This window comes from Colwellia sp. E150_009 (assembly GCF_053543955.1).
In genome coordinates this window covers 1-23,686 of the sequence record NZ_JBHFOM010000060.1, presented here as the reverse complement: position 1 = coordinate 23,686, position 23,686 = coordinate 1, and the positions used below count along the sequence as shown (strand labels likewise).

Below are 23,686 nucleotides of genomic sequence, written 5' to 3'. Positions count from 1 at the left end.
GCCTAGAGCCGTCAACTTATTTAAAAACAGTATTCACGTTATTACCCCAAGCAAAAACACTTGAAGATGTAGAGGCATTACTGCCTTGGAATATCAACAAGGCGGTTGGTTAGCAGCTTACTTTGTAAACAATAAGATCTCTTTTTGGGCGATTGTTTAAAAGTTGTTTACAGCTATGTTTCGTATCAGGAACCTTGCCTTCATTTAAAAATGCTTGTTCGATAAGAGGATCATAATTAGTTGTCCAAATGGAAGAAATTGGTAATCTGGCAATTACTCTATGATTTTCAGATTCCTCAGTGTCTTCTACGAACTCTTCCAATACTTTTTGACTAATTTTAGATCTGGTTCTATTTTCATTTACGTGATTCTAACCTTTTTACAGTTACTTATGGTAAAAGATTTCTGTTTACCCTTTGACTTCAAAAGCAGCCAAAATAAAGCCCCTTGTGGGGCTTTGGATTAAAACAATTTATTATTAGATTTATATTATAGTTTTTTAACTTATAAAAAATAATAATGAAAATAGCACAAGTGCAGCAATAACAAACTTGGTCCCTAACGAACCTCTTGTTTCCTTGTTTTTAGCTAACTCCCTCTTGAAATTAACAAGCTCTTCACTATTTAAATGACCACAATGCATACAATCTTCTTCATCAATAGGATGCTGTAACTCACATCTAGCACATTTTTTTGTGCTTTTAACCATGAAATCAACAGAACGCCCTGCGGTCATTTAATATCTCCAATCTTTATCTAGATTAATGAAAATGCTTTCAATAGATCTACTATAGCTTTCAATAAGAAAATTATTGAAACAATAAGCACCCATTTCTTTCCTTTAAAAGTCTTAATTGTTATTTCAGAATTACCAAGAACTTTTTTACCAAAATATAAACTCAAACTAACAATAAATAGTACAAGCATCAATATAGGGTTAAAATATAATTCAATCATTGTTCATAGCCTCTACTGCTCTTCAATTCTTTTCATTGTAGCTTTGTATGTATCTTCCGCAGATTTTGCACTATTTACAGCATTTATAGTTTTAGTGGTCGCAGTGTGTACAATAGCTTCTGCCGCATCTTTACCATATTTACCTGTAACAGCCCCTAAAACCTTATCGCCTGCTGAAGCTAAGTTTTGAGTTTCTGCTGAACCTCCAAGCTTTTGTGCTGTACTTTCTAACACGCCAGTAACTTTAACGCTATCGGTATCTGATTTGTTATTCCAAGCGGCAGCCATATTTTTTGCTGAATCTTTAGCCTGACTCTGACCATCGGCAAATAAAAGGCCACCTCCAGCCATTTTAAGGACACCAATTGGAGCAGCTACACCTGTAAGAGTTTCAGCGCCCCCAACAAGAAATAAAGCTCCACCAAATACCATTTCTCCCGCACTCGCTGCTAAACCTAATGAAGAAGATGCAAAATTCCCCCATTCAGCTAATGACTCTGGGTACTCACCATTAGGGTCAGTGTACTTATATGGATTATTATGAACATAAGCATATCTATTAAAACTATGAGGGTTACCAGTAAACCCAACCGGATCATTCGAGTAGAAACGACCTATAACTGGATCATAGTATCGTGCCTGCATATAACTTAAACCTAAATCTGTATCAAATTTATGTCCCGTATACCCTACTTCATCTTTAGCCATTTCAATGCTATCACCAAAAGGCTTATAGTGCATTCGTGAATCTGGTGCAGCAGGCAGCTCTCCATCTTTAGCAACTAGCTTACCACCTAAGAAAATATAGTTGGTAGGTGAATCATCGACTTCTCGATACAATAAACGACCACTCTGGCTGTACATGCTATAACTAATACCCTTGCTGTCCGTTGTTTTTACTCTACGGTTATAGCCATCATAAACATAACTATTGGTGCCAGAGTTTGTCATTTGATTAGCAAGGTTGTAATCAAAGGTACGCATGCCATTGTTAGTTACATTTCCGCGAGTATCATAACTGCTTGCTTGGTTAAAATCATAGCCGGCACTGCCGTTGCCCGTAACATTCGTTAATCGATTCGACGTTAGATTATAGGCATACGTTAAAGCGCTAGCTTTTGATGAGCTTGTATTACTGTAAGCAGTTATATTCCCAACAGCATCGTAACTAATTGCACTACTGCCAATAGCACTACCGCCCGTTGTACTAGTAAGCCGGTCTAAGCCATCATAAGTTAAATCCGTTAGGCTGTACGCACTATTGATACCATCAGTTACTGTTTCTATATTGTTTTGGTTATCGTAGGTATAGCCTAACTTCACATGATTTGTGCTATTTTTATAGTCTCGGATTTGTAAAGGCAAATTACGCGAATTTAACGTGGTTTTATGGGTTAGTCCGTTGCCATAGGTAAAAGTATCTAACAGACCATTAGCATAATAAGATGCGCCTGTTGCATACTTAGTGGTAACACTATTACTAGTACGTGTTGCTTTAGTCGCTTGACCAAACGCATTGGGCGCAAAATCTACCTGCCCAACAGCAGCATCAGGGTAGGTAAGGCTACTTAAGGCACCTAAACTGTCATAAGCATAGTCAAGTTTAAATGATTTATTATCAACGGCGAGCGTTTCCCATTTTAATAATCTAGCGCTGTTGTAATCATAGGTTTGCGTAACATTACCAGCCACTAAACTGTCTATATCCCCATTATTATCTAGTGTATACGTAACATCAGGTGAGCTATCTCCATAGGTAATGGATTGCTTAGCACCTAAGTTATCATAACCTAAAGCCACTTTTTGTAAATTTGTTGCATTGTGCGCGGTACAAGTTGAGCCACTCACCCCTTGGGCATACCACGTTATCTCACCAATGTTATTGTATTGATAATAGGTATTACCAACATCGTTTCTTTTTACCATGCAAAGCTGGTGCGCGCTGTTATATAAATTAGTTTGTGTTTGACTAATTGTTGCCGCTTTATGAGCGCCAGATTGCGTGATGCTTTCTACTTCACCAAAAACATTCACCGATAGAGATGTTGTAACACCTTCGGGTGAAATAATGTTAGTCGCTTGTTTATAACTAGGGTAACCATAAGCTAAATAAGTGGTCGTTGTATCATAATTATTAAAGTTGTTAACTTTTATCTTATTTCCAGGTAGATAACTTGTGGTTTGCGTTCCTCCATTGCTCACAACTTCACTCGATAAACGTTGCAATTCATCATAGCTATAGGTAATACCTTCAGTCTCACCTGTTGAGCTGGACAAAAATGAGCTAAAGGTTCGATTGCCATGATTATCGTAGGTAAAGTTTTTATACACACTTGTGGCACTTGCCACATCAGTGGTTAATTTCTCTATAGGCCGCATCAACGCATCATACGTTATCGTTTCTGTTAACTTTGCAGCGCCAACACATGATGTTTTATTGGTGCTTAAAGTGCATCGGCTAACGACACTTTTTGGCTGATTACTGTTTGCACCACCATCATATGACCAAGTATAAAGCGTATCTGCCCATTTAACATCGACAGGGTCGACGTATTTTAACCGACCTATTTCATCGTAACCACGATTAACAACATTACCGTTTAGATCTTTGGTTTGCGTTACCCATCCATTGTTATCAACCGATTGTGTTGCATTCATCGTTCCCGTTAAGTAACGCTTAGGATGAGTAATTGTTTGCGCTTGACCTCTTTTGTAACTTGTAAAGGTCTTATATCGATTTGCTGCTGTATCGCCATGGGGTATTTTTTGATTATATTCTATTTTTTTTACGGTGCCATCAGTGTGATACTCGTTATACCTTTTCTGCCAAATGCCAAATGCTTTTTCTTCATAAGGTAAACTTAATGTCGCATAATCAGCACTTCCGACACTATCACTATGGTAGGTCGTTTCGTTAACGGTTGTGTAATTAGCATCAGATGTACTTATTTGAGTGGTCGTTGGTAAATTCAAAACCCAATTAGTAACATCATGGTCGAATTCATATTTGGTGTAACGCGTATTGCTGCCTTGCGTTTCATTGTACTTAGTTAACTCACCATATTGATTGTACTCAGTAAAGTTGGTTGTATAGGTTGTATAAGTACCATCTGTGTTCATTAAGGAGGTTACTTTACTCAGCATCAACATTTCAGAACACAATGGTCGGCTAGTAACACCTACATAACCATAATATGGTGGATTTGCGTGTATTTCACAGCCATAATCACCTAATCTACGCTCGTCCCACGTATAATTTTCGGAAAAAACCTTTGTATGGGCTCTAAAATCTCCACGTTGTACAGCAAGTCCATTTATTTTAGGCCCTAAATACCCTGCAACACTTTTAATTTTTCCCATTTTAGAAAAGCTACGATATATATAATATTCCGTAATGAAATCTTTATTAAGCGTATAATCATATTCCGTAACAAGGGTTCTACCTTCAGGATATAAAGCGTATCCAAACACCCGTGTTTGAATGCCTGGACCCGATATAGTTTTGAACGCCACATTTTTACTATTTAAATCCTCCAATAAAGGGTTTAAGTCATATACAACCTTTAATCCTGTGGGCATAGTTACTGAGCTTAAACCAACGCCGCCTGTATACATTAAAAATTCATATGACGTTTCACGACCTTCTGCATCAATAAACTTCTCAAAATATCCATTGGCTTTATACTTATATTCTAATGTTTTACCTGAATAGGTTATTGAGCTTAATCTTATTGAATTACCAACTGTTTCATAATTAAGTGATACCGTTTGGCCATCACTTCTTGTTATCGTTCTAACATTATTGATACGCTCAGAATAACGAATATAATTCCCAAACCTGTCATTGATTTCGATTATCCCTCCTGTTAATGAATAGATATGCTTTCGACCATCAGGAAAAATTAACGTCGGAAGCTCAGGTGTTCCTTCACAAACGAGAATAGACTTATCATCAAAAGCAACTAATGCGCCTTCTGGGAGATCTGCCGCATTAGCATATCCAAACGGCTTAACATTTCTCCCTCTTTTTCTATATTTAACTTTGTGTACACTCCCCAAACACTCAAAATCAGTAGTTGGGTATTTTTCAGCACCCAGTGTTCCCGGCAAATAAGTCTCGGTAGCTATGTATCCTGTTGAATAGTCAAGTGAAAAACCACCTCCAGAAAAACCATCTTGAATCCGCTTAATAATAATATCCATGCCATTATTGCCAGGAATAAATACGTCATTATATTCAAGCTTTAGCTTCAAGGCCTGAAGGTCTATATACTCATTTGGAAAATCTGAAATATAGTCTTTAATTAAGGTTTTCTGCTGTTCTTGCTGATCTGCCGATAGCCCTGTACCACCAATACCAATACCAGTATCGGTATAGGTATCGCTATAGGCTTTTTGAGAAGTTAGCGAAAATAATAACACCGCTGTTATAACGACTAATAATTGCTTCAGGTTTTTATGTAAACTACTCATTATTGTACATCTCCATTGATATCCGTCTCAGCCACAGGCGATCCTAATGAATCCGTATGAATAAAGGTAACAGTTCGGTGTGACACATCGTAACCAATTGCAGTTTGGCTAAACGAAATCTCTTCCGGTGCATTTTTGTTAGCGAGTTTAAAATCTTCCAAAGCATCTCCACCAAACTCACCAAACTCAATACTGTAATTACTTTCACTTTCCGTATAGCTACTCCATTCTTCTTGAGTCGGAAATATTTCAGTAATCACCCAAACACCTGATTCTTTGCTGATTTTCATATACTTATCACCTAAACGTCCAGGAAGTTGTATATAAAGATTATTTGCATCCGTTTGATAAACGACAGGTTTGGCATCAATAGCAAAGCTTTGATATCGCTCCCAACCAGCCCCTCCACCAAGGCCATTATCATGTGGTTGAAAATAAATACGATATGGTACGCCTGCCACTAGTGCATTCTTTTGCGCCTCGCTAAAGGTATAATCAGCGACTTTGGTCACGTTATTATAATTAGCCCAAATCCAGCTGCCTACCCAAGCTTTTGTGTCATCATTATAAAGTCGAACACCTACCTTCGTCACTTGGTTACTACTATCTCTAGCATTCGACGCTTTAACATATAAAGGCTCATCAAAGGCGTACCTAAAATCTTGAGCGGGGAAGTCGACATCAATATCTGACTTGTCATTGATGTGTACACTTACCACGTCTGTGCCTGTTAAACCGTCATTATCTGTAACGGTTAACTGAAAAGTCAGTGTAGTGTCTGCACTGACTTCTGGTGTGGTAAATGTGGTTGTCGCACTAGTTTTATTGACCCAAGACTCTACATCTGGCCCGGTAAGTTGTGTCCAATCATAAGAAACGATAGTACCATCAATATCTGTTCCTGAGCCTTGAATACTCACCTCTGTTTGCCATTCCATTGCATTTATATCATTGCCTGCGCTTGCACTGGCCGTTGACAAAATACGTATTGAAACAGCTTCGGAATGATTTCCACAACCTGCTGAGTTACATGCTTGAACCGTATACGTGATAAGCCCTCTATTATTATGCCAGTTACCGGGTAAAAATTTTGGTTCACGCGTCCTATACATGCGACTAGTCACTTGCCCTTCGTCATCTTCTATATGTTCAGACACCATGTAAAAAATGCCAAACGGACTGTTTAGGTCTATAAATCGTTGCCAAGTCAAAGCATAATTCGTATTGGTTTGCTCTCCTGCAATGGCTAAATCAGTAGGAGCACCGTTGGGCTTTTGTATGTCAACATCCAAAACACTCACATCTACGGGCTCTGAATAGTCACTGCAACCTAAAGCATTACAACTTCGCACTTTATAAGAATAGTTACCTCCTTTTGATTCAACCCTTCTTACAGCATTGTTTCCGCCATTCCAAAATGTTTTCATTAGATGGTTAATTTCAGGGTCGTACGATGCGCCTTCAACAGCTTCAGCCGAAAAGGTACACGTATCAGGAGAAGTAACATCCAAGGTAAATTCATTATACTTCGTAACCGCCACGCTCTGATTAACTGACGTAATTGACAATGGCTCTGGTAGCGAACACACCTTAACGCCAAACGAACTACCATTAGCGCAGCCTACGTTGTTACAGGCTTTTAAACGAAAGAAATAACTCCCTTGTTTTAACTTTATTGGTGAAGTTGTGACATCAAAATTCCAAGGTAGCGTGACAACTGATTGGTTACTCGTTCCATCGGGCGCCTGATAATATTGAGTTAACGAGAAATAATTAATTTCACTTGCGGTATATTGTCTCGACATGTTTTTCAAATAAATTTCGTCACCAACAAAAAAACGAATATTGCCATTGTAGAACTTTCCGTGCTTTTTGCTCTCAATGTATTCGAATACACCACTATTATTTTTTTTGGGTTGAACTGCAGCAACATTCCAACTTTCAGGGTACTTTTCGTTAAAAGGTACTTCCGATGGTTCAAAATAAACTACATTATTCCAATCGTAATCAGCCCCTAGCGATGTACATGAATACCAATTCTCTGGCTGTGAACAACTCGTAATTTTATGGTGATTTGGTCGACCATTTACCATGCTTGCAACATAAGTTGTAGAATTGCTCACGCCTCGCCAAAGGTTTTCTCTATACCAAGAGCCATCGTTTTTCAATAGCGCATACTGCTCGGTTGGTAATGGTGCCCATGAAATTCGAAAACTTTGACCATATACTAGTTTTTCAGCTGGTATGTTAAACGGCACAACATTTAGTTTGATAAAAGGGCTATAGGCACTGCAACCACTATTGTTACAAGCGCGAATTCTATATTTATAACTACCCTTTGGTCTTGAAAGGATAACGGAAGTTGGGTCGTCAGTATAAATAGTTGTTATATTTGTACTGGAAATTTGCTCAATTTGGTAATGGGTCGCAATATTGCCATTCGTGGATGAATCCCAAGTAAGCTGAAAAGGGAAATCGGGAAAAGATGATATAGGCGGTGTTAACGTCGGTATTGATGGCGCTGTTTGTGCAACGTTCACACTAATTTCAGCAGCTTGGCCACAAAAATCCCAAGCATTACAAGTTCTCACACGATATGTGTACTCGCCCGAAAATAACGGCGTTACATTAGTAGCAATGTTGTTTACGCCTGAGAGATAAGTAATAGGCTCATAATCAACAATAATACCATCAGGGTTGATTTCTTGAATACGATACTCGGCCCCCTCGACTAAGTCGGCAGTTAAGTGTTGCCACATTAATGAGAATGTTTGCCCTTGCGTTGGAGAAGGAGCTACCGATAAATTGGTGGGCATAACCGGCACCGCAAAAACATTGATTGTCTTTGCTATACCCAAAGGGCTACAACCATGGCTATTACACGCTTTATAAGCTATATCGTGGGAGCCAACGTCTAATGCATTTAAACTTCGGTTTAAATTGGCTTCAACATTACTTTGGTCAATATAGTTACCATCGACATAAATTTGATAATAATCAGCAAATGCAACCGTTTTCAGCCCTACATTAAAAGTGTTGCTTGGTATGGAATCTAACGTTAGGGGCATAAATATCGGTGCGGCTGGTTCAACATTATTAGCCACAGCAGGAGGATTTATTTGAATTACTGTCGAAGCTACCGGAGAACCTATTCCTCCAATAGTTCCCATATTTTGTTTACTGCTAGATAAAAAAATGCCCCATTCACCTTCTGCTGGCAGCTCTAGAGTAACACTGTAGTTGTCAACACCTACTTTAACGGGCTCTAAATAAGAAAGCAGTTCGAAACCACTCGGGTTGCTAAGTTTCATTATATAACGATTTCCAAGCGTCTCAATATCAACAGGGTTTTGCCAGCTAATCGTTATATTGTCACCTAACGTTGCACTGGATGTAGAAGCTGTGAAATTAGTCAAAGCATCATGCAATATAAAACTATCTCTCTTAGTTGCTGCAACTATTGCACTATAATCACTACAGCCGACCACATTACATGCGCGAATTTGATAATCGAAACTGCCTTCTAAGGTTTCAGCTTTTAGCGTTTTATCGTCAAACGTTTGAGTTTCTACCCCATTAAACAGCTCATAATATTCCGCCCTCGGCGTATTGCACCAAGATAATTTGCGCTGATATCTCGATGCATAAAAACATGCAGGGGTAAGTGGTTTTAATAATAAAGAAAGTGGGTTCACTTGAACCACTTCTATATCTAATACATCAGAAAAGCTGCAACCATCATTATTACAAGCTTTTACACGATAAGAGTATGGAGCAGCGACCCTATTTTCTATCAGGCTGGTATTTAAACCTTGATATATGCTCTCAAAATCATAGCTTGTTGTACTAAACAACTGCAACTGATAGTTAGTAACTCCCGAGCCAACAATATTATCATCCCAAACCAATTCAAAATCACTATTTGAGGATATTTCAGCCTGTGCATGCTGTGCAATAAGACTCGGTTTTGCAGGTATCGCCGCAAAAACGATAGAGGATCCGAGCAAAAAATAAAGTGTTGTGTTGATCAACGCCTTAGAAATTGAACTAACGCCCTTGAGTAAGTGCGCACTGCTTATATTCATACGAAATTCCCTTTATGTGTTCTTTGTGCTAAATAGAATGTTTTAAAATGTTGTTGGGGGTGCAATCGCGGGTAAACGCCTAAATCACAGAGTTATAACACTGCACTTTACTGAGCCCAGCCGAGTAATACTCAGTGATAGTTGAATCAGGGATCTTTCTTGCTTTTGCTTTTGAAAAGAAACAAGGGGCGGGTATTCTGTGGAATTCTCGTACTAAAATATTTTTAATAGCAGTAGAAAATATGCTATTAAATGTAGCGATGAATACATCAAATACTACTCTCATCTTTGTTCCTTGTATGTACAACTTTAACATGTTCTATGAAGGCCAAATCTTAGCACTCAAAATATGCGGTGCGCAAAATAACAACTTATTGTTTTTTTTTGCAAGCTTTATGTTTAATTAATTGCTGCGATTTACTGATATTCCTAGTAATTATGACCGCACTGAAGAGATAACCTTATTCACCGTTGATGTAATAACACCGTTGATGTAATAATCTCTTTAGCTGGGGTATAATCGCTATACCCTGTAGGGTTAAACACCTTTAGTTTATATTGATGAGCCTCTTCTCCTGAGCCACGATAGACAATGGTAGACTTCCCCCTCACCACTCTTCAATTTCATATTCGTAATTTTGATATATTGAAGGTCGTCACTCAACAAAAAACGCCTTATTGGTGTAAGCCACTGGCTCTATATCTTTTCTTTCCATAGTTCGAATTTCACTATTCCTAGCACCAGTAAGAGCAAGGGCTTTTATAGTATTGATCGTAGATGGATTACACTTTGTTCTATCCAAAGCTAAGAAGAACGACTGAATTTCTTCAATACTCGGTGTGCGCTCTCTAGGTTTTGAAGCAACACCAATAGAGTCTGTTTTCACTGTTAAGTTATGTGAGGGAATAAAGCCCCTATCCTCACAAAAGTTCAAACATGTTTTGAACTTTTTAACCATCCCTTGAGCATTAATAGGCGTGGAATATTCAGAAATCTTATCAAAGTAAGTTACCCACTCTTTTTTAGTAATCAGGTGTACGGGTTTGGTCCCTGCTTCTTTAACATGACGCCTCATGCTGTATTCATAATGCTCTCGGGTGGTTTGTTTACCTATTCTATTGTACTTTTCTAAGAACTCTTCGACACATGATTCTAGATTAGGTTGATTTAAAAGAGCCAACTTATCTTCTTTTATTTCACGTTTATAAACTTTAATGTCATTACCTGTTTCTAGTATTCGCCTTAATTCAATGAGTTCAATTCGGGCGTTTTTTAATGACAATGAAGGATAAGAACCCAAATCATATCGGCAAGCTTTACCTTCAAATCGGTACCTATATTGAAAGACAACCTTCCCTTTTGGTGATACTCTCACACTCAAGGCATCTCTATCTTTAACTTCGATTAATTTATCTCTAGTTTTATTATGAAGAGATAGTAAATGTTTATCTGATAATGCCATGTGTCACCTTGTGCTTTTATGTACACAACACATAATATTTTATGTACGCACATTTGTACACATAAACCTGTAAAACAGACAAAACGTAGACAAACAGAAGCGAACAAAAAAACACAAAATAAAGATGTAACCAATTGATTAAACAAGATATAAGAAAACAAATGCACCATAAAAACAACAGCAACGAACAAGGCACAATCCTCTGGCACGATTATGAGCTTCATAACATAATCGATTGATTCAATTACATATAAACAAAACAAACCTAGATATGATGCACAGCGTGATGCACACATCTTTAACGGTTTTCCTTTCAATGACTTACGGGTAATTCACATAAAAATCAACATCTTGTATCATAACCGCCTAGAATTATGAAACTCTGGTCGTTACTACAAAGTCCGACTAAATTTGTTACTCACTTTATAACAAAGATAAGTAAGCGATCATCTAGGGTGTATAACACCCAATGCAAGCCGATGGAGAGACTCGAAATAAAACACCAACAGGTTGTTTAATAAAAACATTATCACTACGAAAAATCATCAGTACTACTTTTGGTGCTAGTAAATATAAAAATCAAAACCGACCTATAGAAGTATACTTTATGGATCTCGATTATTTAATTAATGAATAACCAACACATTTATTACTTCTTATCAGTAAATTCTTACCCTATATATTCTCTGTAAAATTCACCGTATTCTGCTTGGCTGTTGTTATTATTGTTTAGGGTATCCCATTCACTTGTGCTGGCTTTTTTACAAGATGCCCCTCGCCTTATATAAACCATGTTATCAGCAGTAAATGCATTGCAACGGCTTGATTTTGAAACCTCTACTACAACTAAGTCTTGCCCTCTTATTCGTGCAGCATTAATTTCAAAACAACTGCTTATGCTTAAGGTTTCATTTAAGCGTTTTTGAATGTCTGCAATATATCCTTGTATGTCATTTTTATATTGTTTTTTTAGACGTGTTGCTAACCCCTTAACTTCACCATCATCATTAACGCCAAAAATAAGTTTTCCTCCTCTGTGATTTGATAAAGCACAAACCGTTTTCTCCAAATCCACTGTCTTGCTTCCCAAATCACGAAAATCAATGTCAGCCTTGAACTCCACGACCTCCCCCTCTCCAGAGTCGATAGCAGCTTCAATCTCTAGACGATACTTGTCTGCTCCCTTTGATTTTTTACTTGGGTGTAAATTATCATTAGTCGCTATAAAATCTATTACCTCATGTTGTTTTGTAACTAAAAATAATTCATATTCTTCAACGTCTTCAATACAGAAGTCCAGTGGCGTATCTTCATTGTGAATTACGTCAGTTCTTTCGTTGTTTTGCCTATAGTACCCGACAATCCCAACATCACAGCTCCTTTCAATTGATAGGGCTTTACCCTTTGACTGTAAACGTCCGCGATAATCTTCAATATCAATAAATAGAAGTCCCTTCTCTCCACTATTTGTTACATAATGCTCAGGGATATCTGCTAGTTCTTTTATCATTTGCCCGACATTTTCAAAGAAAGGAAGACCAAAGCCTATTAATTTCTCATAAGGGATTTGAACTTCTTCACTGACCTTGACTTCAACTCTACGAATAGGCCAAAATTTATTGTCTAATAAACAGGGAATTAGTTGTTCTTTCCAATGATCTTTCTCAAGCTTCTTTAACGCTGGATAATCTGAATCGATATGAAGACCTTCGCCCGTTAGAGATGTAAAAAGTTGCTCATAGTTGGTGGTAGTTAGTTCTCTCGTAATAAATGCACACTTCGGGTAGTTCATTGATACTACTTCAACTGGCTTTGACGATATTTTACCTGCGGCAAACTTCCAGCCTTTATCTGTACTATGCTCTTGTTTAGTATACAAGGCAGTTACAAATAACTTTATAGGGTGCAGAACATCAGTGTACCCATTAATGATGCCCTCAATTTGCTCTGTTGATAGGTTATACCGTTCTTTATAATTCAATGTATCTCGCCTTTATTACTTCTAAATACTGCTTGATTTATTTAACCTAATTTAAAGGCTTTCAACAACACTTATTCAAAGTGTTGTTAAGTTTTTATGATTTAAGTCTCTTTAAATTCATAAAAACTACTAATATTCCTGAGATATCTAAACCACATACTTCTAATTATGTTTTGCTAAAGCCCATGTAACGAGAAAAAGGTTATTTGAATAAAAGCATTCTAAACCTAACCACATGTAACTTGTAACGGTTCATATAACTTGTAATTAACTTGTGATGTCCCAATGTCTATAAATATGTTGCTAGATTGAGAATAATAAAAATGGCATTAGAAGCAGGCGGTTATGCAGAAAAACTAGGGAATAGGTATGAAGCAAACTGGATAGCTTATCAATTGCTTCGCTTACTAGAAGAAAAGTTAACCTGGGTAATAGTTGAGCCTATAGGAGAAGATGAGGTAGGCGTCGATGTTGTAGTGGGTTTACCTAATAATATATCGCAGCATCACCAATGTAAGGTTGGGAGTGGCAATAGCGAATACTGGACAATACCTCAGCTTAATCAATCGAAAATTTTAAGCAATGCTAAATATCAAATTGATAGAGGAAACACTGAATTTCACCTTGTATCTCCTTTAGCTTGCAAAGTGATTACTGATCTAGGAGAAAGCGCCTTAAACAGTAACGGGGTCGCTCAAGATTTTGTTAAACATCAAGTAAAAACGAGCCAAGAAAGAATTAAAGCTTTTAACTCTATTTGTACATATTTAGCGTTGGATGAAAATGATGATATCGATATATTAAAAGCGATTCAATTTCTAAAACGGTTCAAAATAACACCGTACATCATCAATCAATACACTAAAAACGAGCTCGAAGATAAAGCTTCAAACTTGTTTTCTGGTGAGCCAATCAAACTTATTAACTTTCTCAAAAATTATGCCGTTGAATATAATAAATTAAGACGCAAAATAACCTTGCAAGAATTAGATTTAGACCTTAAATCTAGCGGGTTTAATCCTAAATTAATCCCTGATGACAGTAGAATATCACCTGTAATTGAACGCCTTTCCACTGACTTTCAAGAATCGATAAAACCGTTTTTAATTTCTAATCAATTAATACCAAGAACTGAATTAAATGAAATTACTGATTCTGTTCATCAGAACGCTGTCACCTTAATTAAAGCAGAAGCAGGCATGGGGAAAAGCGCTCTATTGCTTGAATTACATGAAACGCTTGGCTCTCAGAATATTATAAGTGTACCTGTAAGGTTAGACCGAAAACGACCCGAAAATAACGCCGATGCTTTCGGAGTTTCTTTAGGTTTTCCATACTCACCTGTACTTAGTTTAAGTAAGTTTGCTAATAGTAAAAAAATTGTTGTGATTTTAGATCAGCTAGATGCTATTCGATGGACAGCAAGTCATTCCAATAATGCTTTACAAGTTTGCCAAGAATTAGTCAGACAAGTGCTTTCACTTAGAAAAGAAGGTGTTGATATCAACATAGTCATGGCATCAAGAAATTTTGATATTAGTGAAGATGTTGCGTTATCGAGTTGGATTAACAGCTTAGATAACGAATTAAAAGAAATTTACGTTTCTAATTTAGATGAAACTGTTGTTGAATCACTGATTTCACCTTTTGAAAAATATAAAACGTTAGCTGAGGAAAAAAAGAAAATACTACAAATACCGTTATGGTTGAGCATTTATCTTACCATAGCCCAACGTACCCAATCGGCTCCGCAATTTAACAATAAATTAGAGCTAGTTAAAAGTTATTGGGAAGACAGAATAAGCCTTATCAGTACTTTCGGCATTACAGAGCAAGATTCGAGGCGGCTTATAGATGAGGTTGTAGTATTAATGACAAGTAAATCTCGTTTGTCCATCTCCGAAAACACCTTAACAATCGGCTCAAAAAACACCCTGCAAGCTTTATTATCAATTGGACTGTTAGCTAAGCAAAACCAACGGATTAGCTTCAGGCATCAAGCTTTATTTGATTATCAAGTAGGAATAAAACTCTTCAATGCTGGAGTATCATCCCCTTCAACCCTTTTGGATGAAATTGGCGACTTTAACAATCAAACCCTAACTAAAAGGGAACATCTTAAATACGCTTTAAATATGCTTTTAGATTCAGAGCAGCGTGAGTTTTGCTTATGTGCCACGGCTATATTACAAAGTAAAAGCATTCGTTTTCATTTGAAGTATTTAACTTTAAACATTATTAAAGAAATTACGACCTTAACAAAACCAGCTAAAGTAATGATTGATGAAATTATTGCACAGCCAGATTTACAGTCAAAATTTTTATCTAATAGCTGTTATAGAAATCACAATATTATTCAATATCTCTCCGTAAATGGAACTTTATCAAGATGGCTAAATGGAGAGGATAATGAATTAATGAATACTACATTAAAACTCTTAAGCTCTATCGCAGAATCAGCTCCTGAGCTTGTAATAACCGAATTAAAGCCATTTGTTGGTGTGTCTGAGCTATGGAACAACAGAGTATACAAGGGTCTTTGTTGGAATATAGAGGAAGACCCTGATGAAATTTTTAGCCTGAGAGTCGAGTTGCTCTCATTAGGATGTAATGCAGACTTTATTAATTGGAAAGCTATTGCTAAAAATAAGCCTGAAAGAGTACTGACATTAATTGAGTTAATGTTAGTTCATTACAAAGATGTGCTTTGCATACCTAGATACTCCCCAGAAGCTAAAAAGCTAGAAAAATTTGCTAGAAGAGATAATTGGTCTTCATCTGAATTAGAAGGAATAAATAATCTCACTAAGGAAATACCAGAAATAACACTTTGTCGTTTATTGAAAATCATCAATAGTTTTGTTGATGAGCTTGATGATGAAAATATTACTTACCAATGGTTGTATAAAGACAAGTACTCTAATTACGATTCTGTAAACAGCTTAACAAATGGTGTCTTTTCAATTATTGAATTATCAGGTGAGCAGTTATCTTCTAATCCTGAACTCTTAATGGAATTAATTAAGCCATACTTAATTAGCTCTAACCCTGTACTTATTCATCTAGTAGCTAAACTATTACTAAATCTATCACTTGAATATTCGGATACCGTTATTGGGTGGTTGCTAAACGCACCTAAACCTAAGTTTATTTGTGGGAATACTTATATTGAACCAAAATGGATTCTTCCTGGGAAGCTCATCGAAAAATTTTCAAGTAATTGTTCTGAAGCTTTATTTAAAGCACTTGAAAAAGAGATTTATTACTTCGCTTCTACAAAGGATATCGACAAAATAAAATGGCGATTGGAGCATCGACGTCAAGGGTGGTATTACAGCTACTGGGGTGAAACGCAGTATTTCTTATTACCTAAATTATCAAAAAATAGAGTTTCAAATAAATCTAATGAACTCATTCATGTATTAAATAGAAAGTTTTCTACTTACAGTGAAAAAGATTTTTGCTCTGCACATAACCATTCTGGAGGGATGGTAACGTCCCCTCTCCCTTTAGGAAATTTGTTATCAGATAAAAGCTGGAAAAAAATAATATTGACCCCTGAAGATCAAGTAAACACTAGAAATTGGAAGCAAATTGGTGAAAAAACTATTACAGAAGTTAGTGTTGAACAGTTTTCCCGTAGTTTAGACTCTGCGGTAAGGAATGAGCCAATTCGTTTTGCAAATTTAGCTTTATCTCTACCTGTAAATATACACAAAAATTATATTGAGTCTTTTTTCTCTGGCCTTTCTGAAAAAGATTCCAATAGAGTAAGTGAAAGCTACCGCGACAAGTGGCACTTATGCTCTGTAGAGCTAACTGAAAAAGTCATCAATCATTTTAATTCTGATAATTATGAGCATTCATTGGTCAGATTATTAGAAAGTAGAATTGCAGAAAACGGATGGTCAGATAAGGCAAAAGAGCTATTGTCTGAAATAGCTAAAAATGCAAAAGATCCTAGTTTTGATAAATTAAATATTAGAAATATCAAAAAAAGTGATAGTGCTGCTGAAGCGGATATCGAAACACTTAGAAGTAATGCTATTAATTGTGTAAGAGGTATAGCTTACCGAGGTGTCTCACGTATTTTTTGGGAAGACAAAGAGTATGCCTTAAAGAACAAGCACGTCATAGATGATGCTATTGGTGACCTTCATCCAGCAGTAAACTTTACTACAGTAGACTTATTACTCCCCATGTCTAATTATGCAAATGATTACGCTCATAAAAAATTCCTAGAACTTTGTAACAAAGATCTTCGCATGGTATGTGGTTACGAAGCGCATCATTTTTTTAATCAAGGATTTGAAGATGAAAATAAGCATCAATATGTCGAGTTAGTATTAAGGATGTTAAATTCTTCATTTAAAGATGTTAGAAAAGAAGCCGCACGACAAGTCTACGCAAGATGGTTTTTTAGCGACCTTTTTGAAAATGAAGTAAGCTTGATAGTAAATGGCGATAGCGGTTTAATGGAAGGTTGTGCATCTGTAGTTCAACAATTTCTAGGTGAAGATAAGTATCATGAAAAAATTCATAAAATAGAGTCTGCCTATAATGCTCTTGTTAATTGTGAAAATGAAGACATATTACGAATGGTGGGAGGCTGTGTTAGTGATGACAGTTTTTGGACAAAGCATAACTCAAATCTATTATTTGAAATATTTGTGAAGTCTAAAGCAGCGAAACATTGTTTATGGGACTTGTTTTATAAACTAGAAAACCACTCTGGCAGTATTGCCGATTTTGGCAATCACTTATTAGAGCTGATTACTAATTTAATAAACGATTCAGCTGATGACAAATCAAACCAGCAAATGAGTATACGTGAATCATCAATAATCACGGTGTTACAGCGTCTTTATGATGAAGCTAGTGAAGACGAAGATAAGGCAGCCATAAATACATGTTTAGATATTTGGGATAAGTTACTTCAATCAGAAATCTACAGTGCTATTAATGCGGTGAATGAACTAGATAAAGGGCTTCTTAATTAACCTTTTATCTACATATAAAAACACTTAATCATGAGACTCCACCAACAAAATCAAACCTCACACTCTATATTTTAAATATTTAGTTAGTTTAACTTTTTTACATTGCCCATGTTAAACTAAAAAAACTTATTTTCATTTGAATTACATAGTAATTCTCATCAACTTTATCATAAAAAATATGCAAACAAAGCTAACCGTACAAATAGACGATAAAAAAAATAAAATATACTCACCTCTAAAGAATAATTGGTTTGTTAAAACGCCCGAAGAAATTGTACGCCAGGAGTATATATGCCGATTAGTAAATAACTATGGGTTTTCTCTTGAGCAAATGAAGCAAGAAGTGACTGTAAGTAATTCATCAAGAGGTCAAGGAAGAGCTCAAGCAGATATAGTAATTTGGAAAAGCAAAGAAGATAAAGATGCAGAAAACAACGCTATTATCGTCGTTGAATGTAAAGCTGAAAATATTACTATACGAGAGGAAGATTGCTTTCAAGGCGTAAATTATGCGAGTTGGGCAGGAGCTAAGTTTGTAGTCACTACAAATTTAAAAGAGACACGAATATTCAGGCTTAGAGATAAAAAAATACCAACCCGTCTAGAAGAAATAATAGATATTCCAAATGCCAAGATGGTCAATGATGATAAAAAAATTGAGTCTCTATTAAATCAAACAAAATCTTTTACTCGTGACGAGTTCTCAAGGCTATTACTTAATTGTCACAATGTCATCCGAAATAATGACAAACTATCTCCTGAAGCAGCTTTTGATGAAATAAGTAAGATTCTCTTTGTAAAAATCAGATATGAAAGAGACAACTCAAAAACTCAAATTTTTTCAAAAGACCAGTTTTTAGCTGATAAAGAATCTTACGACAGACACAAATCCAAAGATAGCAGACCTTTTTATCAACAATTGTTCGAGAGTACGAAGGAAGATTATAAAGATGAAGATTTGTTTTCAGAGAATGAAACAATAAAAATTCGTGAAAACAGCTTTGAAGAAATAGTGGAGAAGTTAGAGACATACAATCTTTCAACAACTTCTGATGATATAAAAGGAATTGCTTTCGAGCAATTTTTAGGTCGTACATTCAGAGGAGAGTTAGGGCAATTTTTTACCCCAAGAACGGTTGTTGACTTTATGGTTGAAGTCCTTGACCCAGAAGAGAATGAGGTTATTTGTGACCCATGTTGTGGATCAGGAGGTTTTTTGATAAAGACCTTTGAATATATAAAAGCTAAAATTGAAAACGAAATCCACCTACAAAAAGAAAAAATAAAGCAAGACTATTTTGATGATGAGTACTTCAAACTACCAGAGAAGAGTCAATCAAAAATAGATTCAAAAGTTAATGATTTATTTCATAAACTCAATCAAGAGCTAGATATAAAAAACCCAAAAAGTAGACTTAAAGTGCTATCTCATGACTGTATCTTCGGGACAGATGCAAACCCAAGAATGAGTAGAACTGCAAAAATGAATATGATTATGCATGGTGATGGTCATGGTGGAGTTCACCATAATGATGGGTTACTTAACGTCAATGGCATTTTTGAAAATCGCTTTGATGTCATTCTTACTAATCCACCTTTTGGGTCTCGTGTAGATAAAAGCTTAAAAATCACAGAGGCTGATAAGTATACCGATGAAAATAGAATAAAGATTTATAAGGAAAGATACGGTGAAGCTTATTCAGGTGCTTTAAGGCAGGTTAATGATAACATCGGAGAGCCTCTTTTAAATCTCTTTAAAACAGGAAAAATGAGTTCCCTAACAGAAGTCTTATTCATCGAAAGATGTTTAGATTTATTAAAGCCAGGTGGAAGAATGGGAATTGTATTGCCCGAAGGTGTTCTAAATAATACTAATTTGCAAAAAATAAGAGATTTTGTTGAAAGCAGAGCAAAGATAGTTTTAATAACGTCTATACCTCAAGATGTATTTATTGCAAGTGGAGCCACTGTTAAACCAAGCTTACTATTTTTCAAAAAGTTTACTGATGCAGAAACAACCGAATGGAATAATATAACAACACAAGCAGATTCTGATATCACAGAAAAATATTCAGCTAGGACAGAGCCTTTAACATCAAAACTTTTGTTAAAAGGAAAAGAAGCGCCAGATGCAAATGAAAAAAAATCAATTAGAAAAGAACTAAAAGACCTCAATACTAAAATAGCTGCTGAAGTTAAAGCTCTTGTGAAAATAAATTTCGACTATCAAATCCCTATAGCAGAGGTGAAAAAGGCAGGTATCAGTACAACAGGTTCGCAAATAGAAAATGAACTTAAGCCACTAGCGGAAGAATTTCTCTTACATAGAAAAGCAAATAAGCTATGGGAAAATAGTGAAAACAGCATAGATTACAAAATTGATGAAAAAGAGGTTTTGCATAGGGTGATTTCTAAGCACTCTGATACCAACTCTCAAAAATCTGAAATATTTTACCAATAAAATTATTATGCAAATTATGACAACCAACAATAAATCAACCTTGAATTTTTCCAGCTTTAAAAGGTTAAAGTTTTGGGATTATTATACCCTAAGTAACAAAGCCAAAATCCTTTCTGATTATCCACTAGTTGAATTATCAGAAGTACTAGAACAAAGACGAACATCTATAAAAATTAGTGACTCAGAACTATATAAAAGATGTCGAGTAAGAGTTAGAGGAAAAGGAATCATTTTAAGGGATGAAGTTCTAGGAAAGGAAATAAAAACCAAAACACAATACCTCTGTAAACAAGATGACTTTCTAGTTGCCGAAATAGATGCAAAGGTAGGGGGGTATGGAATTGTTCCAAGAGAATTAGTTGACGCGATTGTTAGCGGCCATTATTTTTTATTTGAAATCAATAAAAATAAACTTTTACCTGAATTCCTTTCTATTTTGAGTCGCTGTAATGGGTTTTCAAAACAAGTGAAAGCTACAGGTAGTACTAATTATGCAGCAATACGACCATATCATGTTTTAGAGTACCTTATCCCCCTTCCTAATTTAAAGACTCAAAAGCAAACCATTTCATCTTACAAACAAAAAATGGATTTAGCTCGAGAGCAAGAAAAACATGCCAAAGATTTGGAGCAAGAGATTGATGCATATTTATTAAATATATTAGATATAGAAAAATCACCTCCAGAAAAGAAAAAAGAAGTTTTAAATACTGTTCAATTTAAAGATGTCGATAGGTGGGCTATTGATTCCATTGGTAGAATATCAAAAATTAAAGCTAAATTTCGAGGAAAGTACCCATTAGTAACTTTCAGAAACTTAATTCATTCATACCAATATGGGTTATCAGAGAAGTCTAGTAAGGAGAGTATCGGCCCTCCCATGTTAAGAATGAATAACATTAATAATTCAGAGCTTATTCTTGATAACTTGAAGTATATTAAAATTGATGACAATACGTTTAATAAATATAAATTAAACTCTGGAGATCTTTTATTTAATAGAACCAATAGTAAAGAACTTGTAGGTAAAACTGCTCTTTACTATTCTGATGAAGGCTATACTTTTGCATCATATTTAATAAGGGTTGTGATTAACCAACAAAAGGCTAATAGAGAGTATATTAATTTTCTATTTAACTCTTCAATTCTTCAATTTCAAAAAAACTTGATAAGCAGACAAATAACAGGTCAAGCCAATATTAATGCTCAAGAAATGCAGGAACTTTTGTTTCCTTTGCCCTCTATTGAAAAACAAAATGAAATTGCGGCTCATATTTCTAAAGTAAAAAGTAAAATCAAAGAGTTAAAAATCAGTTCTGCTCATAATAATAAAATGGCTATTGAACTTTTCGAAAAGAAGGTATTTAACAGTTAATGAAGTTAAGAACACTACATATAGAAAGCCGATTTAAGAATATTAACGGCCTTAAAATTGATTTTACAAATAAAGATGGATTAACTGTAATTATTGGTAATAATGGGACAGGAAAAAGCAACCTATTGGAAGCCATAAGTAGCATCTTTGCTGGTTTATATAATCAATCACTTAACCCAATTTTTAATTATTCAATCGCATATGATATAGATGATAATAGAGTCGAGATTAAGTTTGATGTGAAATCTCAACATTACTCCTGCAAAGTTAATAGCATTGAAGATAATATAAAGCCTGAGTATACCCCTAATCAAGTCATATCATGCTATAGCGGTGAAGAAACAAGATTATGGGATACTTATTTCAGCCCTTTTTATAAAGCTTATATTGATGCAATAAGGGGTATGTCTATTCCAAACCAGCCACTTGTTTTCATAAATAAATATTATTGGGAGATCGCATTACTTACGTTTCATTTTTATGATTTTGATGTTTTCTCTGATATCAAAGAGTTTTGTCAAAAACAATTAAAGGTACATACGGTTAACTATATTGAGTTTTCTTTTGATGTTAAGAAAATAGATTCATGGGAAGCTAACCCCATTGTAGATTTTGTAAATAAAATCAACCCAAGTAAGGATTCGGTTGTAAAGCTAAGCTTGGAGGAACTAAAAAATAGACTTTCACATATAACCAATGAAAAAGACTTTTTTAATTATCTGTCAGCAGCATCTATGCCTAAAGGCGATAAGCTGATAACCAAAATCAATTTTAACTTTAATGAAAACATTACTACTAATGAGCTAAGTGAAGGTGAAAAAAAATTAATACTGGTTAAATTAATTTTAGAAGTCATAGGTGATGAAAAAACCTTAATACTCTTAGATGAGCCTGACTCTCACATTCATGTTTCAAAAAAACGCTATTTACATACGTTGCTACAGGAATACTCGTCAAGAGAAAACATCTTAACAACTCACTCCCCAACATTAACAAGTAACTTTGAAAATAAGCACATTGTAATGCTCAAAAAAGATGAAAATGATGACAGTAGTATTGTAGATACTGAAAAGCAAGACTTAGTAAGCCAACTTACTGATGGGGTGTGGTCTCATATGGAGCAAAACATTTTTCTCAACACAGATAGCCACATTCTGTTAGTTGAAGGGAAATTTGACATAAATATTATTAAAGAAGCAATAGTTAAATTAGATAATGAAAAAAATGCACCGCTCACAGGAATAAGTTACATCCCAACTGGTGGCGCTAGCGGACTAAGACTATTTATCGATAAGTTTAAACCAAAAAACAATCAATGTATCATCGGAATTTTAGATTCAGATTTAGCAGGGAATAATGAAGTAAAGGAAGTATTAACTAACGAAGAGCAAAAAGATTTAGAAAAAAATTATTTTGTCAAAATTAATAAACTTAAAAATACATTTCTTTTAAAACTACCTAAACTTCAAAGAATTAACAACTCACAATATGAAATAGAAGACTATTTTCCAATTAAAAACCTGATAAATATAAGTAAAAACCAAATAGACACATTTAAGGTTTTGAAAGATTTTACGCTAAAGAAAGATAGCGTAAAAAGAAAACTTAATGAGCAACTTGAATCTTATCCTAAAGTAGATTTTGACGATTTTCAGATTTTATTAGATTTAATACTTACAATATTAGAAAAAAACGAGCAGGAACAATAACTAACAACTATGTAGATATGCATAAATAAAGGAGGGACAAAACATCCCTCCCTTATATTACTTGTAGTAGCTCAGACCTGATCTGACAGTTACCCGATTTTTAGGGTGCCTTGTCAGCTTAGATTTGAGCTAAATTCTTTTCGGCCCAAATCGATTTCCCATCAAGTAATGTTTCTAGTGGT

12 protein-coding genes are annotated in these 23,686 nt (G+C 35.3%); 6 read left to right on the top strand and 6 right to left on the bottom strand.

The window, feature by feature from the left end; translation table 11 throughout:
* Window positions 1-113 (top strand): transposase domain-containing protein (locus tag ACE1OF_RS18395; RefSeq protein ID WP_448894560.1); only part of this gene is annotated, 113 nt, incomplete at its 5' end.
* Window positions 114-499: 386 nt separating this feature from the next.
* Here the strand turns inward: ACE1OF_RS18395 and ACE1OF_RS18390 are convergent.
* From ACE1OF_RS18390 to ACE1OF_RS18370, 5 genes are all read right to left on the bottom strand, one after another.
* A complete protein-coding gene (locus tag ACE1OF_RS18390) occupies window positions 500-736 on the bottom strand; it encodes a hypothetical protein (protein WP_448896269.1) in 237 nt (78 codons plus the stop codon).
* A gap of 233 nt (window positions 737-969) precedes the next feature.
* Window positions 970-5,430, bottom strand: a complete 4,461-nt coding sequence (locus ACE1OF_RS18385; protein WP_448896267.1) for an RHS repeat domain-containing protein — start codon at window positions 5,428-5,430, stop codon at window positions 970-972.
* Window positions 5,430-9,515 carry a PKD domain-containing protein gene (locus tag ACE1OF_RS18380; protein ID WP_448896266.1) on the bottom strand — a complete coding sequence of 1,362 codons (4,086 nt, stop codon included), beginning with the start codon at window positions 9,513-9,515 and terminating at the stop codon, window positions 5,430-5,432. The genes ACE1OF_RS18385 and ACE1OF_RS18380 overlap by 1 nt, the downstream gene beginning before the upstream one ends.
* A gap of 79 nt (window positions 9,516-9,594) precedes the next feature.
* Window positions 9,595-9,801 carry a hypothetical protein gene (locus ACE1OF_RS18375; protein ID WP_448896264.1) on the bottom strand — a complete coding sequence of 69 codons (207 nt, stop codon included), beginning with the start codon at window positions 9,799-9,801 and terminating at the stop codon, window positions 9,595-9,597.
* A gap of 370 nt (window positions 9,802-10,171) precedes the next feature.
* Window positions 10,172-10,978, bottom strand: a complete 807-nt coding sequence (locus ACE1OF_RS18370; protein WP_448896262.1) for a tyrosine-type recombinase/integrase — start codon at window positions 10,976-10,978, stop codon at window positions 10,172-10,174.
* A gap of 469 nt (window positions 10,979-11,447) precedes the next feature.
* On the opposite strand from ACE1OF_RS18370, the gene ACE1OF_RS18365 reads away from it, so the two are divergent.
* Window positions 11,448-11,615: a hypothetical protein gene (locus tag ACE1OF_RS18365; RefSeq protein ID WP_448896260.1), complete on the top strand. Its 168-nt coding sequence runs from the start codon at window positions 11,448-11,450 to the stop codon at window positions 11,613-11,615.
* 33 nt (window positions 11,616-11,648) lie between these two features.
* Here the strand turns inward: ACE1OF_RS18365 and ACE1OF_RS18360 are convergent, their stop codons facing one another.
* Complete coding sequence (locus ACE1OF_RS18360) at window positions 11,649-12,959, bottom strand: AlbA family DNA-binding domain-containing protein (RefSeq protein ID WP_448896258.1); 1,311 nt, start codon at window positions 12,957-12,959, stop codon at window positions 11,649-11,651.
* Window positions 12,960-13,282: 323 nt separating this feature from the next.
* On the opposite strand from ACE1OF_RS18360, the gene ACE1OF_RS18355 reads away from it, so the two are divergent.
* The 4 genes from ACE1OF_RS18355 (at window position 13,283) to ACE1OF_RS18340 (ending at window position 23,504) form a co-directional block, all read left to right on the top strand.
* Window positions 13,283-17,959 (top strand): hypothetical protein, encoded by a 4,677-nt coding sequence (locus tag ACE1OF_RS18355; protein WP_448896256.1) that lies wholly within the window; start codon window positions 13,283-13,285, stop codon window positions 17,957-17,959.
* Window positions 17,960-18,137: 178 nt separating this feature from the next.
* Window positions 18,138-20,420, top strand: coding sequence for an N-6 DNA methylase (locus ACE1OF_RS18350; RefSeq protein ID WP_448896254.1), 2,283 nt, complete (start codon window positions 18,138-18,140; stop codon window positions 20,418-20,420).
* Window positions 20,421-20,436: 16 nt separating this feature from the next.
* Entirely contained in the window at window positions 20,437-21,795 is a 1,359-nt protein-coding gene (locus tag ACE1OF_RS18345) for a restriction endonuclease subunit S (protein WP_448896253.1), read from the top strand.
* Complete coding sequence (locus ACE1OF_RS18340; RefSeq protein WP_448896251.1) at window positions 21,795-23,504, top strand: ATP-dependent nuclease; 1,710 nt, start codon at window positions 21,795-21,797, stop codon at window positions 23,502-23,504. Before ACE1OF_RS18345 ends, ACE1OF_RS18340 begins: the two co-directional genes overlap by 1 nt.
* The last annotated feature ends 182 nt before the right edge of the window (window positions 23,505-23,686 follow it).